At 73.3% G+C, this 13,317-nt stretch carries 9 protein-coding genes; 4 read left to right on the top strand and 5 right to left on the bottom strand.

Going from position 1 to position 13,317, the window contains the following annotated elements; genetic code table 11:
* Positions 1-16 precede the first annotated feature (16 nt).
* From GSY65_RS20315 to GSY65_RS20300, 4 genes are all read right to left on the bottom strand, one after another.
* Positions 17-2,377: a tetratricopeptide repeat protein gene (locus GSY65_RS20315; RefSeq protein WP_159770802.1), complete on the bottom strand. Its 2,361-nt coding sequence runs from the start codon at positions 2,375-2,377 to the stop codon at positions 17-19.
* 123 nt (positions 2,378-2,500) lie between these two features.
* The gene (locus GSY65_RS20310) at positions 2,501-3,163 is read right to left on the bottom strand and encodes a DUF5063 domain-containing protein (RefSeq protein WP_159770799.1); all 663 of its coding nucleotides are present in this window, start codon (positions 3,161-3,163) and stop codon (positions 2,501-2,503) included.
* The gene (gene recR / locus GSY65_RS20305) at positions 3,156-3,755 is read right to left on the bottom strand and encodes a recombination mediator RecR (protein ID WP_055536881.1); all 600 of its coding nucleotides are present in this window, start codon (positions 3,753-3,755) and stop codon (positions 3,156-3,158) included. The genes GSY65_RS20310 and recR overlap by 8 nt, the downstream gene beginning before the upstream one ends.
* A gap of 108 nt (positions 3,756-3,863) precedes the next feature.
* Positions 3,864-4,208: a YbaB/EbfC family nucleoid-associated protein gene (locus GSY65_RS20300; protein ID WP_159770796.1), complete on the bottom strand. Its 345-nt coding sequence runs from the start codon at positions 4,206-4,208 to the stop codon at positions 3,864-3,866.
* Between the two features lie 262 nt (positions 4,209-4,470).
* Between GSY65_RS20300 and GSY65_RS20295 the strand changes: the two genes are divergently transcribed.
* Positions 4,471-5,241: an SLATT domain-containing protein gene (locus GSY65_RS20295; protein WP_159770793.1), complete on the top strand. Its 771-nt coding sequence runs from the start codon at positions 4,471-4,473 to the stop codon at positions 5,239-5,241.
* A 182-nt stretch (positions 5,242-5,423) separates the two neighbouring features.
* Here the strand turns inward: GSY65_RS20295 and GSY65_RS20290 are convergent, their stop codons facing one another.
* Complete coding sequence (locus GSY65_RS20290; protein ID WP_159776191.1) at positions 5,424-7,625, bottom strand: serine/threonine-protein kinase; 2,202 nt, start codon at positions 7,623-7,625, stop codon at positions 5,424-5,426.
* An 839-nt stretch (positions 7,626-8,464) separates the two neighbouring features.
* Here GSY65_RS20290 and GSY65_RS20285 point away from each other — a divergent pair.
* The 3 genes from GSY65_RS20285 to GSY65_RS20275 all read left to right on the top strand — a co-directional run bounded on the left by GSY65_RS20285 (position 8,465) and on the right by GSY65_RS20275 (position 13,315).
* Positions 8,465-9,820, top strand: coding sequence for an aspartate aminotransferase family protein (locus GSY65_RS20285; protein ID WP_159770790.1), 1,356 nt, complete (start codon positions 8,465-8,467; stop codon positions 9,818-9,820).
* A 334-nt stretch (positions 9,821-10,154) separates the two neighbouring features.
* On the top strand, positions 10,155-10,841 hold the full coding sequence (locus GSY65_RS20280) for a GntR family transcriptional regulator (RefSeq protein ID WP_159770787.1): 687 nt from the start codon (positions 10,155-10,157) through the stop codon (positions 10,839-10,841).
* Positions 10,838-13,315 carry a dolichyl-phosphate beta-glucosyltransferase gene (locus GSY65_RS20275; protein WP_159770784.1) on the top strand — a complete coding sequence of 826 codons (2,478 nt, stop codon included), beginning with the start codon at positions 10,838-10,840 and terminating at the stop codon, positions 13,313-13,315. Before GSY65_RS20280 ends, GSY65_RS20275 begins: the two co-directional genes overlap by 4 nt.
* The last annotated feature ends 2 nt before the right edge of the window (positions 13,316-13,317 follow it).

Below are 13,317 nucleotides of genomic sequence, written 5' to 3'. Positions count from 1 at the left end.
GGGGGCAGAGTCGGGCTTAAGGGGCGGAGTCACCCAAGTCCGTACGGTCGGTGCGCGCCGTCTCGTCCTCGAAGAGTCGTGTGAGCCCAGGAGACCGATGCTCTTCGAGGGAGAGGTGTTCCCCGAGGACCGTGCCCAGGACCAGCAACAGGCCCTCCACCATGGTCGTCACATGTTGGTCGTCGCCGAACGCCGACAACACCTCCCCGAGGAGCCGAGCCGCGCGTTCCACCTGACGTTCGTCCTGAGTGGCCGCGTACACCTGGGCGAGCGCCAGCTTCGCGGCGAAGGTGTCCGCGTGGTCCTCACCCAGGACACGCAGGCAGGTCTCGAGGGTTCGCTCTGCGACGGCCACCTCTTCCTCGGTGGCCCTGGGGATGTCGATCGGCCCCCAGGAGTCGAACTCGTCGACCATCCCGCGCACGGCGCCGACCAGGTCCCCGCCGTCCTGCAGGACCGCGAACACCCTGGTGGCCGCTGTCAACGGCGCCACCGGGAAGTCGGCTTGGTGCGCCAGAACCGTGGCCACGGCTCTCGCGGCGAGCGTCTCGGGGTGCTCCTCGCCCAGGACACGGACGCAGTCGGCGAGCAGTTGCGTGATCAGGGCGTGCGCCTCGTGGACGTCGCCGGTCTCCGCCGTGGCGAGAATCACCGCTTGGCGGGCGCCGAACGTCAGGGGATGCGCGTCGCCCAGGGTGCGCACGCGGCCCGCGAACGTCTCCCGCGCGAGCCGCAGCGCCCGCTCGTGGTGGCCTGTCAACGAGGCCACCCGGTAGGCGCTCATCCGGGCCGACGACGTCACCCGGTGGTCGGGGCCCAGTGCCCGTTCGCAGTCGTCCAGGACTTCTTCGACGAGCGACGCGATCTGCCGGGGTTCACGCAACATCCGCTGCGCATCAGCCACATGGACCCGGGCTTCGAGCAACTCCACGGAGTCCGGGGGAAAAAGACGCCCACAGGACGACACCGCTCGCTGGAGCAGGCCGAGGGCACGGGGCGCGAGCCCCACCCCCGCGCCGAGCATGTAGTCCCCGGTGCGGGTCAGGAGGCGTGTCATCGCCTCCGTGTCGTCCTCGGGCCGCGTGCGCCGGGCGAGTTCCTCGACATGGGGCAGCAGTGACCGCATGACGGGCCAGGTCGAGGGGTCGTCGATGTCGTCGGGGACCGCCCGGCACAGCGCCTGGGTCGCCGCCGTGCACGCGTCCGCGACCGCCGTGGGCGTCCGGTGCCGGTCGGAGGTGTCCTTCGTGCGGGAGACCGCCTGCACCAGCCGGTGCACGGACACCGTGTCACCGTCGGGGGACAGAGTGACCATGCTGTGGGCCGCGAGACGGCCGAGCGCCCCGCGGACGGCCGGGCGGGAGCCGAGGGCGCCGAGCAGGGTGCGCGGGATTCCGTCGGGCGCGTACCAGGCGAGCAGCAACAGGATCCGCGCGGTCAGCGGGTCGTCGGCGAGACGGTCCAGGGTGACGTGCCAGACGCGGGCCACGGTCCGTTCGTGGTCCCTGTTCTCGTCCTTCGCCGCGTACATCTCGGCGGGCAGGTCGGCGAGGTCCTCAAGGTACTCGCGGGCCGTGCAGCCGCTCTGCGCGCAGTACGCGGCCACCTGCGCGATCGCGAGCGGCAGGTGGCCCAGTTCCTCGCAGAGTTCGGCGGCGCCCGGGTCCTCGCGGTGGAGCAGCGTGAACAGTCGCACCGCTTCGGAGCCGGGCAGCACGTCCAGGGGCACCGGTTCCGCGACGCCCCGCCAGCCCGTCGACTGCCGGCTCGTGATCAGGAAGCGGCCCGAAGTCGCCCTGGAGAGCAACGGGGTGACGTCCTGGGGGTTGGAGACGTCGTCGAGGACGAGCAGCCATCCACTGTGCGAGGCGAGCCATCTGAGAGCCCACTCGGCCAACTGCTCCTGCGGGAGGAGGGCGAACAGCGACGGCTGCAGGGCGACCGCCAGGTCGGCGAGCCCCGCGTCGATCGCGGAGCGGCTGTCGGCCCTGATCCACCAGGCCGGCGCGTCGGCGTGGCTCTCGCTGCGGCGGGACGCCCAGCGCGCGGCGAGCGTGGACTTGCCGATGCCGCCGAGACCGTGCAGTACGTGGGCGAGCGCCCGGCCGGGGACGGCCGACGCGTCGTCCAGGGCGGCGAGTTCGTCGTCCCGGCCCACGAACATCGTCGCCCGGGAGTGGAGGTTGTCCAGGCCCGGCGGGCAGTCGACCGTCTCCGCCCGGGGACACGCCACCGGCGACATCAGGTGCGCGGTACCGATGTTGAGGCCGACCGCGCCGGGGCCCGTGAACGCCTGGCCGACGTTGCCCCCTGCGGCGACGGCGGACCTGCCGGAGGCGTCCACGCTGACGGGGGGATGGTCGGGCGAGGCACTCATGCGTCCCATGATGGCCGCAGGCGGTGCCGGCCGTCATGCGTACGGCGGGAGTCGGGCGCTCTCTCGCGTCGCGTTCCCGCCGTGGGTTCGCACGTGGGCCCAGGCGGCCCCGCCAGTCCGGTCCTACGTGACCTTCCGCAGCCCCAGCGGTCCGGCGATCTCCTGCGCCATGACCTGGCCCGCCTCGAACTCCAGGGTTTCGTCGCCCATGAGTTCCTGGTCGGTGTCGAGGCCGTCGAGTTCGGCCAGCGGCTGGTTCAGGCGGACGTGGGCGACCAGGGACTGCAGGGCGCGCAGGGTCGCCGAGGCGGTGGAGCCCCAGTTGGAGAAGTACGAGAACTGCCACCACCACAGGGCCTCGGTGGTGCGGCCCGCGCGGTAGTGGGCCATGCCGTGGCGCAGGTCGGCCATGACGTCGACGAGGTCGTCGGAGATCCGGGCCGGGACGGGCGCCTTGCGGGGCTCGTACGGGTCGAAGACCTCGGAGTAGACGTCGACCGGGTCGAGCATCGCGGCCAGGCGTTCCCGCAGCTCGTCGACGTCCTGCTCGGGGCCCGGGTCGGGCTCGTAGCGCTCGTCCGGGACGATGTCCTCGTGCGCGCCGAGGCGGCCGCCCGCCAGGAGGAGCTGGGAGACCTCCAGCAGCAGGAAGGGGACGGCCGAGTCCGGCTCGTCGCCCTTGGCCACCTCGGTGACCGCGACCAGGAAGCTCTCGATCTGGTCCGCGATCTGGACGGCGAAGTCGTCCGGGTTCTGGCCGGTCGCGTGCAGCGTGGCGTCAGACATCCAGCAATCGTCTCCCCTCGAAGGCGCGGCCGAGGGTCACCTCGTCCGCGTATTCCAGGTCGCCGCCCACCGGGAGGCCGCTGGCCAGGCGGGTGACCTTGAGGCCCATGGGTTTGATCATGCGGGCGAGATAAGTGGCCGTGGCCTCGCCCTCCAGGTTGGGGTCGGTGGCCAGGATCAGCTCCGTGACCGTGCCGTCGGCCAACCTGGCGAGAAGTTCCCGTATCCGCAGGTCGTCGGGTCCGACGCCCTCGATGGGGCTGATCGCGCCGCCGAGGACGTGGTACCGGCCCCGGAACTCACGGGTCCGCTCGATGGCGACGACGTCCTTCGGTTCCTCCACGACGCAGATGACCGACGGGTCGCGGCGGGTGTCGCGGCAGATGTTGCACAGCTCCTCCTGCGCGACGTTGCCGCAGGTCGCGCAGAAGCGGACCTTCGCCTTGACCTCCATCAGGGCCTGCGCGAGACGCCGTACGTCCGTCGGCTCCGCCTGGAGGATGTGGAAGGCGATCCGCTGCGCGCTCTTGGGACCGACGCCGGGCAGCCGCCCCAGCTCGTCGATGAGGTCCTGGACCACGCCTTCGTACACGGACTGCCGTCCTTCCTGATGTCTTTCCGTACGTACCGTAGTCGGCCGCCGCCGGTCCGAGGAAGGCGGTACGGGCCACTGATGGGCTCGGTGAGGGGGAGATACGGCTCAGAAGGGCAGACCGGGGATGCCGGAGCCGCCACCGAGACCCTGGGCGAGGGGGCCCAGCTTCTGCTGCTGGAGGCTCTGGGCGTTCTCGTTGGCCGCCTGGACGGCCGCGAGGATCAGGTCGGCGAGGGTCTCGGTGTCCTCCGGGTCCACCGCCTTCGGGTCGATCTTCAGGGCGCGCAGCTCGCCGGAGCCGTTGACCGTGGCCTTCACCAGGCCGCCGCCCGACTGACCGTCGACCTCGGTGTTCGCGAGCTCCTCCTGGGCCCGCGCCAGGTCCTGCTGCATCTTCTGGGCCTGCTGGAGCAGCTGCTGCATGTTGGGCTGGCCACCACCGGGGATCACGTTCAGCTCCCTCGTTTCGCTCTCTTGCGGTCGCCCACGAGCCTACGTGGTCGGCCCGGCCCGCGCGGCGCCACTCTTTCGAGTGAGCGGGCGGGGATTCATATACCTGATCAAGGACCCCTTCCAGGCGGAAAAGCCACGGAACCGGGGTTTTCGCCACCCATTGGGAGGTAGGAAGAGGCCGAGCGCGCGGCCGGTGACGTGGCGGCGTGCGGACGTGTCTCGCACGGTCGTCAGCGGCGTCGTCAGTAGGGAGTACCGGGTGAGCCAGCCGGAGATGCAGCCCGAGGGATCCCCCCAGGACGGGCGGGGTGAGGGGCCGGGGCTGTGGGCCGAGCCGTGGACGGAGGCGGACGGGCCGCGGGCGGGTGATCTGACCGGGCGGCCCTTTCCGCACGGGGACTGGACGGTGCCGGCGGAGCGTCTGGACGAGTTGTACCGGTGGGTGGAGCGGGCGGCGCTGGAGACCGCCGGGTGGTATCTCGCGGACCGGGTGGGCAAACGGCTGGCGGCGCGGGTGCTGCGGGTGGGAGCGGCGGTGGGCGCGTTCGCGGGAGCCGGGCTGCCGCTGCTGGACGTCACCCGGGTGGTCGGCGGCATGGCCCCCTGGGGGTACCTGGCCCTGCTGGGCGGTGTGGCCTGTGTGGCGGTGGATCGGTTCTTCGGGGTGACCTCCGGGTGGATGAGGGACGTCGCGACGGCGCAGGCGGTGCAGCGGCGACTCCAGGCACTCCAGTTCGACTGGGCGACGGAGAGCGCGCGGGAGGTTCTCGGGCCGACGGAGGGGACGGCCGGGGAGGCGGCGGAGCGGTGCCTGTCGGTGCTGCGGCGGTTCTCGGAGGACGTGACGGAGCTGGTGCGCGCGGAGACCGCGGACTGGATGGTCGAGTTCCGTGCGGGGGCGGCGCCGCTGGGCGTCCAGACGGGCGGGTCCGCCGCCCGCCCCACGGAACTCCCGCCCGGCGGGCGGCTGCCCCTGCCACCGGGGGCACGGCCGAACATGCCGCGGCAGCGACCACCGGACACGCGGTGACCGCGGGCCGTCCTCAGGGTGCGGGGGAAGCGCCGCAGGCCGGCTGCGGGTGGGTGGGGGCCGGTCGCCCGTCAGGGGCGCGGGGAACTGCGCGAGCCTCCACGCACCACCCGCGCCCGCCGGCGCACCCACGCCCGCCGACGCACCCGCACGCCCGAGCCACTGGGTGCCCGGCCCCCGTCTCAGCCCTTCGTGTACGTCACCGACTTGCCCGCCGTGTCCACGCGGCGCAGGCGGCCGTCGGGAAGGAGCGTGACCGTGGTGGCGGCGCCCGGTGAGCAGGACGTGGCCGGTTCGCCCTCGGTGACCCGGGAGGGGCCGATCCGCAGGGGGCCGTCGCCGTCCGGCGCCTCGCTCAGCTCCGCCTCGAACACGCAGTGGTACGTGCCGCCCGCGGCCAGCGGGCCGTCCGCCGTCAGGGAGAGCACCGTGTCGCCGACCTCGCCCTGCCGGATGACGAGTTGACGGGTGTCGGACCCGTCGGAGCCGCTGAGGGTCGCGTTCCAGGTGCCGAGGAAGTCCTCGGGGACGGTGCCCGCGTCGGGGGACTCGGTGGTGGGGTCGGGTGAGGTCTCCGGGTCGGTCGGCTCGGGCGTCGTCGGCCCGGGGGTCTCGGGCCCGCTCGTCGTGGGTCCGCCCTTGCCGTCGTTCTCCTTGCCCCTCTCCTCGCCCTTCTTCATCAGCGCGTACACCGAGCCGCCCGCGCCGAGCGCCACCACCAGGGCAACCGCGACGAGGACCACGGAGGAACGCCTGCCGCCGGACCGGTCCGGTCGCGGGCGCCCGCCGGGGCCCTGGAGGGGCGTCGGCCCGTACGGAGGGGTCGCGCCGAGGCCACCCGCGGCACCGGGGGCCGGCTGACCGCCGTACGGCTGCTGCCCCCCGTACGGGGCCGGGGCCTGCCCCCCGTAGGGCTGTGGATCGGCGTACGGGGGCTGCCCGTAGGTCCCGTATCCGGCCTGGCCCTGCGGGGCGCCCTGGGGATAGCCGTAGCCTGGGGCAGTGGCCGGCGGCTGCCCGTAGCCGGCGGGGGACTGCGGATGAGCCGGTTGCCGGTGCGGGAAGCCGTACGGGGCGGGGCCGGGCGGCGAGGCGGGCGGGAGCGGCTGGGAGCCGGGCCGTACGACCTGGGTGGGCAGCCGGTCGAGCGGCGCGGAGCCCGGCGTGCCGGGCGGCGGCGGCACGGCACCGCCCTCGGGCTCGTCGGGGCCATGACCGGGGGTGCCCTCGGCGTGCCCGGCGGCAGCGGCGGACGGCCGCTTGGTGAGGTCGGGCGCCCCCGGCCGACCTCCCTCAGCCGGACCTCCGGTCCCCTCGGCCCCCTCGGGCGCCCCGGCCGCCCCCGGAGACCCCTGGCCGGCCCAGCCCGCTGGTGCCCCGGCCGCGCCCGCGGCTCCCGGCCCGTGCGGCCCCTCGCCTTCCGGCGCGGCCTCCTCCGGGTCCTCGGTGTTCAGCAACTGCACGGCGTGGCGGCCCAGTTGGGCGACGAGGGCGCTCGGCAGCCAGGGGTCGCGGGAGCGGCCCGCGAAGACGGTGTCCTCGGCGCCGGTGCGCTGGAGGATCTGGGCGAGCGTGGGGCGGGCGGCGGGGTCCTTGCGCAGGCAGTCCCGTACGAGGTCGTACAGGCCCTCGGGCAGGCCCGTCAGGTCGGGTTCCTCCTCGGCGATGCGGAACATCAGCGCGTGGACACCGGAGTTGGCGGCGCCGAAGGGGAGGTTGCCGGTGGCGGCGTAGGACAGGACGGAGCCGAGGCAGAAGACGTCGCAGGCGGGGGTGATGCGGTCGCCGCGCACCTGCTCGGGCGCCATGAAGCCGGGCGAGCCGACGAGCGCGCCGGTGCGGGTGAGCCCTCCGTCGGTGACCGTCTCCAGGGCCCGCGCGATACCGAAGTCGATGACGCGAGGCCCGTCGATCGTCACGAGGACGTTGGACGGCTTGAGGTCGCGGTGGATGAGCCCGGCCGCGTGGATGTCCTCCAGCGCGTGGGCGAGCCCGGCGGCGAGGATGCGGACCGTCCGCTCGGGCAGCGCGCCGTGGTCGCTGCCGACCACGGCCTGGAGGGACGGGCCGGCGACGTACCCGGTCGCCACCCACGGGATGTCGGCCTCGGTGTCCGCGTCCAGCACCGGCGCGGTCCAGTAACCGCCGACCTGCCGGGCGGCCTGCACCTCCTGCCGGAACCGGGCCCGGAACTCCTCCTGCTCGGCCAGCTCCTGCCGGACGAGCTTGACGGCGACGGTACGGCCGCGGTCGGACCGCGCCAGATACACGTTGCCCATCCCGCCGGCCCCCAGCCGCGCGAGCAACCGGTACGCCCCGCTCCTCCCCCGGAGTTCCACGCCCGGGGAAACCCCCAGCGGATCCCCCGGCCCGAGCTTCTCCATGGCCACCGCCCCCCGCCTCTCCCCCGTGCGATCCCCTGCGCGTGTCCACACGCGCCGCGTGTCTGCCGCGTACGCACGGATGTGTACGTACGGATGTGTACGCGCTCTGTCGCGTACGTACGGTTACGCCGTGTACATGCTGAACATGCCGAACGTGCGCAACGGACCGATCGTAGTGCGGCGGCAGGAGATGACGGGCGGGGCGGTGTCTACGGTTCCGTAACAGCCTCGCGCCCGGCGGACAGGCCCTCCGGCGCGGGGTCGGCAGGGCCTCCAGGACCCGGACGGTCCCCGCGGCCCCCTCCTCGCCGAGGGTCTCGGCGAGGCGGTCGGCGAGGGCCGCGTGGCCGGGGTCGGACTGCTCGACGGCGGCGCGTCCGGCCGGGGCCGGGGTGAGGAGCCGGGGTGAGGAGCCGGGGTGAGGAACTTGCACGGCGGTGGGCCGGGTCCGGGCCGTACCCGGCGGGCCCCGGTCGACGAGGAGGTCGGCGACCCGCTGCACGCTCCGCCGGGTGATGCCCGTGGCGCGGGCGACCCCGGACACGGCAGCGGCTCGGGGAGCACCGCGCCGAGGACCTGCCACCGGGCCGCCGTGAGCCCCGCCGGACGCGTCAGTTCGTCCGCGTCGGTCGCGGCGTCCGTGTCGACGCAGTGGCCGACGGTACCGGCAGTACCGGCAGTACCGGCAGTACCGGCAGTACCGGCAGTACCGGCAGTCGGGCGCGTACGGCTGCGTGGTGGTTCCTCGCGCCGGGGCGACACACTGTCGTGGTGCGGAGCCCTGCCGCAGACAGGACGCCGATATCGGGGCCGCCCCGCGGGCACCTAACCTCGACACCATGACCCCTCAGCCGAACCCCCAGCTCGGCGCCGCGGTGAAGGCGGCGGACCGTGCGCACGTGTTCCACTCCTGGTCCGCCCAGGAGCTCATCGACCCGCTCGCAGTCGCCGGCGCGGAGGGGTCGTCCTTCTGGGACTACGACGGCAGGCGCTACCTGGACTTCACCAGCGGCCTCGTCTACACGAACATCGGCTACCAGCACCCCAAGGTCGTCGCGGCCATCCAGGAGCAGGCGGCGACGCTCACCACGTTCGCCCCGGCGTTCGCGATCGAGGCCCGCTCGGAGGCGGCCCGGCTGATCGCCGAGCGCACCCCGGGCGACCTGGACAAGATCTTCTTCACCAACGGCGGCGCCGACGCCGTCGAGCACGCCGTCCGCATGGCCCGCCTCCACACCGGCCGCCCCAAGGTGCTGTCCGCGTACCGCTCGTACCACGGTGGCACCCAGCAGGCCGTGAACATCACCGGCGACCCCCGCCGCTGGCCCTCCGACGCCGGCACCGCCGGGGTCGTGCACTTCTGGGCGCCGTTCCTCTACCGCTCCCGCTTCTACGCGGAGAACGAGGAGCAGGAGTGCGCCCGCGCACTGGAGCACCTGGAGACGACGATCGCCTTCGAGGGCCCGTCGACCATCGCCGCGATCATCCTGGAGACCATCCCGGGCACGGCCGGGATCATGGTCCCGCCGCCCGGCTACCTGGCCGGCGTGCGGGAACTGTGCGACAAGTACGGCATCGTCTTCGTCCTCGACGAGGTCATGGCGGGCTTCGGGCGGACCGGCGAGTGGTTCGCGGCCGACCTCTTCGACGTCGTCCCCGACCTGATGACCTTCGCCAAGGGCGTGAACTCCGGTTACGTCCCGCTCGGCGGGGTCGCCATCTCGCCGGCCATCGCGGAGACGTTCGCCCGGCGGCCGTACCCCGGCGGTCTGACGTACTCGGGGCACCCGCTTGCCTGCGCCGCGGCCGTCGCGACGATCAACGTCATGGCGGAGGAGCGTGTGGTCGAGAACGCGGCGACGATCGGCGCGTCCGTCATCGAGCCGGGGCTGCGCGCACTGGCCGAGCGGCACCCCTCGGTCGGCGAGGTGCGCGGTGTCGGCATGTTCTGGGCGCTGGAGCTCGTCCGGAACAAGGAGACCCGCGAGCCCCTGGTCCCCTACAACGCCGCCGGCGAGGCCAACGCCCCCATGCTCGCCTTCGCCAAGGCCGCCAAGGCGCAGGGCCTGTGGCCGTTCGTGAACATGAACCGCACCCATGTCGTCCCCCCGTGCACCATCACGGAGGCCGAGGCCAAGGAGGGCCTCGCCGCCCTCGACACGGCGCTGACGGCGGCGGACGAGTTCACCGTCTGACACCGGCGGAGGAGCGCACCTCGTCCGTCGCCGCACGCCGAGAGCACCGCAGGGCGTCCTCGGGTCCCACGACCCGGGGGCGCCCTCCCGTGTGCGCGTCGTATGCGCGGCGCCTCCTGCCCGCCCTCCTCCGCCGTCTCCTCTCCGTGAGGGAAAACCGCACGCCAGGTGGCCGATTCGTGTCGTTCGGCGCCCGTACGGCGCGGCCGTCGCGGGGGCGGGCCCGAAACAGTCTCCCCGGAACGCGAACGCGTAAGGTGACGTGCTCGTAAGAGAACGCAGAGACCACGCACAGGACTGCGTACGCGTACGCGGACGGGGGGAGCGGACCACGATGCCCGGCACCGGCGGCGGCAATGGCGCCGTGACTCGAAGCACCCTGCGGCAGCAGCTCGCGGACGCGCTCCGTGACGAGGTGCTGGCCGGCCGGCTGAAGCCGGGGCAGGAGTTCACGGTGAAGGAGATCGCCGAGCAGTACGGGGTGTCGGCGACGCCCGTGCGCGAGGCGCTGGTGGACCTGTCCGCGCAGGGGCTGCTGGACGCGGTGCAGCACCGCGGATTCCAGGTGCACGAGTACTCGCTGGGCGACTACCGGCACATGGTCGAGGCCCGCATCCTCATCGGCGACGGCATGTTCCGCCGGCTCGGCGACCGGAAGATGGACACCCGTACCGCCGCGGCGCTCGCCGGGGTCCGGCGGCGCGGCGAGGAGGCCCGGCGGGCCGCGACCGCCGGCGACCTGAACATCCTCATCGGCTACGACCTGCGGTTCTGGCGCGAGCTGATCGTCCTGTTCGGCAACCCCTACCTCTCCGACTTCCTGCACCGGCTGCGGGTGCAGTCGTGGGTGTGCGCGGTGCAGCACCTGCGCCGGGCGGACGACCTCCGGGGCCGGTTGTGGGGCAGCTACACCGACCTCGTCGACGCGCTCACCCGCCGGGACGCCATCACCGCGCAGGAGATCATCGCCGCGTACGACGACCACTCGCTGACCCTGGTGGAACGGCTGGCCGTCGAATGAGCGGGGCCCGCACGGGCGTCGGTCCCCGGGTCGGCGTCGACCTGTCCGTCGTCATCCCCGCCTACAACGAGGAGCGGCGCCTCGGCCCCACCCTCGACGCGGTCGTCTCCCACCTCACCGCCACGGAGGCCGCCGAGACCTGGGAGGTCCTCGTCGTCGACGACGGTTCGACGGACGGCACGCGCGAGGTCGTGGCCGCCGTCACCGAGCGCGACGCGCGGGTGCAGCTCATCAGGGGCGGGCCCCGCAACCGGGGCAAGGGCCACGCCCTGCGCCTCGGGGTCTGCGCCTCCTACGGCCGCCGGGTGCTGCTGACGGACGCCGATCTCGCCGCGCCCATCGACGAGTTGGAGCTGCTCGACAAGGCGCTCAGCGACGGGCACGCGGCGGCGATCGGCTCCCGCGAGGCAGCGGGGGCACGCATCGAGCGGCGGCAGCACCGGCTGCGCGAGAACCTCGGCCGCGCGGGCAACCTGCTGATACGCGGGCTGGTGGTGCCCGGCATCCGGGACACCCAGTGCGGGTTCAAGCTGTTCGACGGCGATCGGGCCCGCGAGGCGTTCGCCGCCTCCCGGCTCGACGGGTTCGGCATAGACGTCGAGATACTGCGGCACTTCCGGCGCGCCGGCTGGTCCGTCGCCGAGGTGCCGATCCGCTGGTCCCATCAGCCCGGTTCGAAGATCCGCGCGCGGGACTACGCCCATGTCCTCGGTGAACTCGCCACCCTGAAGGGCCGTTCGGTGCGGTCGGCGGCCCGGTCCGTCCGCCCCGCCGACGTCCTCGCCGTCACCGTGTTCCTGCTGATGGCGGTGGCCCTCTACGCCGGCCGCTGGATCGACCCGAACGGGCGGTACCTCCCCGACTCCCTCCAGGACCAGAACCAGTGGGAGTGGTTCTTCGCCGTCACCGCCGACAACGTCACCCACCTCAGGAACCCCCTGTTCACCGACTTCCAGGGCTTCCCCGACGGGGTGAACCTCATGGCCAACACGGTCATGCTGGGACTGTCGGTGCCGTTGACCCCGGTGACGCTCGCACTGGGTCCCGCGGTGACGCTCGGCCTCGTGATGACGCTGGGCCTGGCCACCACCGCCGCCGCCTGGTACCGGCTGTTCGTCGGGCGGCTCGTACGGCACCGGGGGGCGGCCTTCACCGGCGCGGCCCTCGCCGCGTTCGCGCCCCCGATGGTCAGCCACGCCAACGCGCACCCGAACTTCATCGTCCTGTTCATGATCCCGCTGATCGTCGAACGGTCCCTCCGGCTGTGCGCGGGCACCCGGACGGTACGGGACGGCGTCGTCCTCGGTCTGATGGCGGCGTACCAGATCTTCCTCGGCGAGGAGCCCCTGCTGCTCGCGGCGATGGGCATGCTGCTGTTCGCCGCCGCGTACGGGGCCGTACGCCCGGACGTGGCCCGCGCGGCCTGGCGGCCCCTCCTGAAGGGCCTCGGCGTCGCGGTCCTCACCACGCTGCCCCTGGTGGCGTTCTTCCTGTCCTGGCAGTTCTTCGGCCCGCAGAGCTACAAGAACATCGAGCACGGCGACAACGCCGGGAACAGCCCCCTCGCCCTGCTCTCGTTCGCCGAGCGCTCCCTCCTCGCGGGCGACGCGAGCCGGGCGGACGCGCTCTCCCTCAACCCCACCGAACAGAACGCCTTCTACGGCTGGCCGCTGGTGCTGCTGGCCCTCGGCATCGTCGTACGCCTGTGGGAGCGCCCCCTGGTGAAGGCGCTCGGCTTCACGGCGGTCGCCGCGGCCGTCCTCTCCCTCGGCCCCGAGATCCGCCTGCCGCAGACGGATCTGGTGGTGCCCGGACCGTGGGCGCTGCTCGCCGACCGGCCGCTGTTCGAGTCGGTCATCGAGGGCCGGGTGGCGATGGTGTGCGCGCCGGTGCTCGGCATGCTGCTGGCGCTCGCCTTCGCGCAGTTGGCGCGGGTGCCGGGCTTCGGCACCCGGTACGTGGGGTTCCTGGCGATCGCCCTGGCGCTGCTGCCGATCGTCCCGGCCCCGCTGAAGTCGCAGGAGCGGCCCGAGGTGCCGGCGTTCATCGCGGACGGCACCTGGCGGAGGTACGTCGACACGGAGGCCGGCGAGACGCTCGTGCCGGTGCCGCTGCCGGACCCCGGCAACGCGGAGGCGCTGCACTGGCAGACCACGGCCCGCTTCGGTTTCCGGATGCCCGGCGGCTACTTCAACGGCCCCTTCGGCGAGGACCGCACCGGCATCTACGGCGCCGTACCGCGCCACACCTCCGCCCTGCTGCGGGAGGTGCGCCACACCGGCCGCACCCCGGTGATCGGGGAGGCCTGGCAGGCGCAGGCCCGCAAGGACTTCGCGTACTGGCACGCGGGGGCGCTGGTGCTGCGACCGCAGTACTACGACGAGCAGTTGCGGGCCACCGTGGACAAGCTGGTCGGGCGTCCCGGTAGGTGGGTGGGCGGTGTGTGGGTATGGGACCTGCACGAAGGGGACTGAAG

It is taken from the genome of Streptomyces sp. HM190 (assembly GCF_009857135.1).
GTDB lineage: Bacteria > Actinomycetota > Actinomycetes > Streptomycetales > Streptomycetaceae > Streptomyces > Streptomyces heilongjiangensis.
This window is presented reverse-complemented; position numbering and strand designations above follow the sequence as displayed.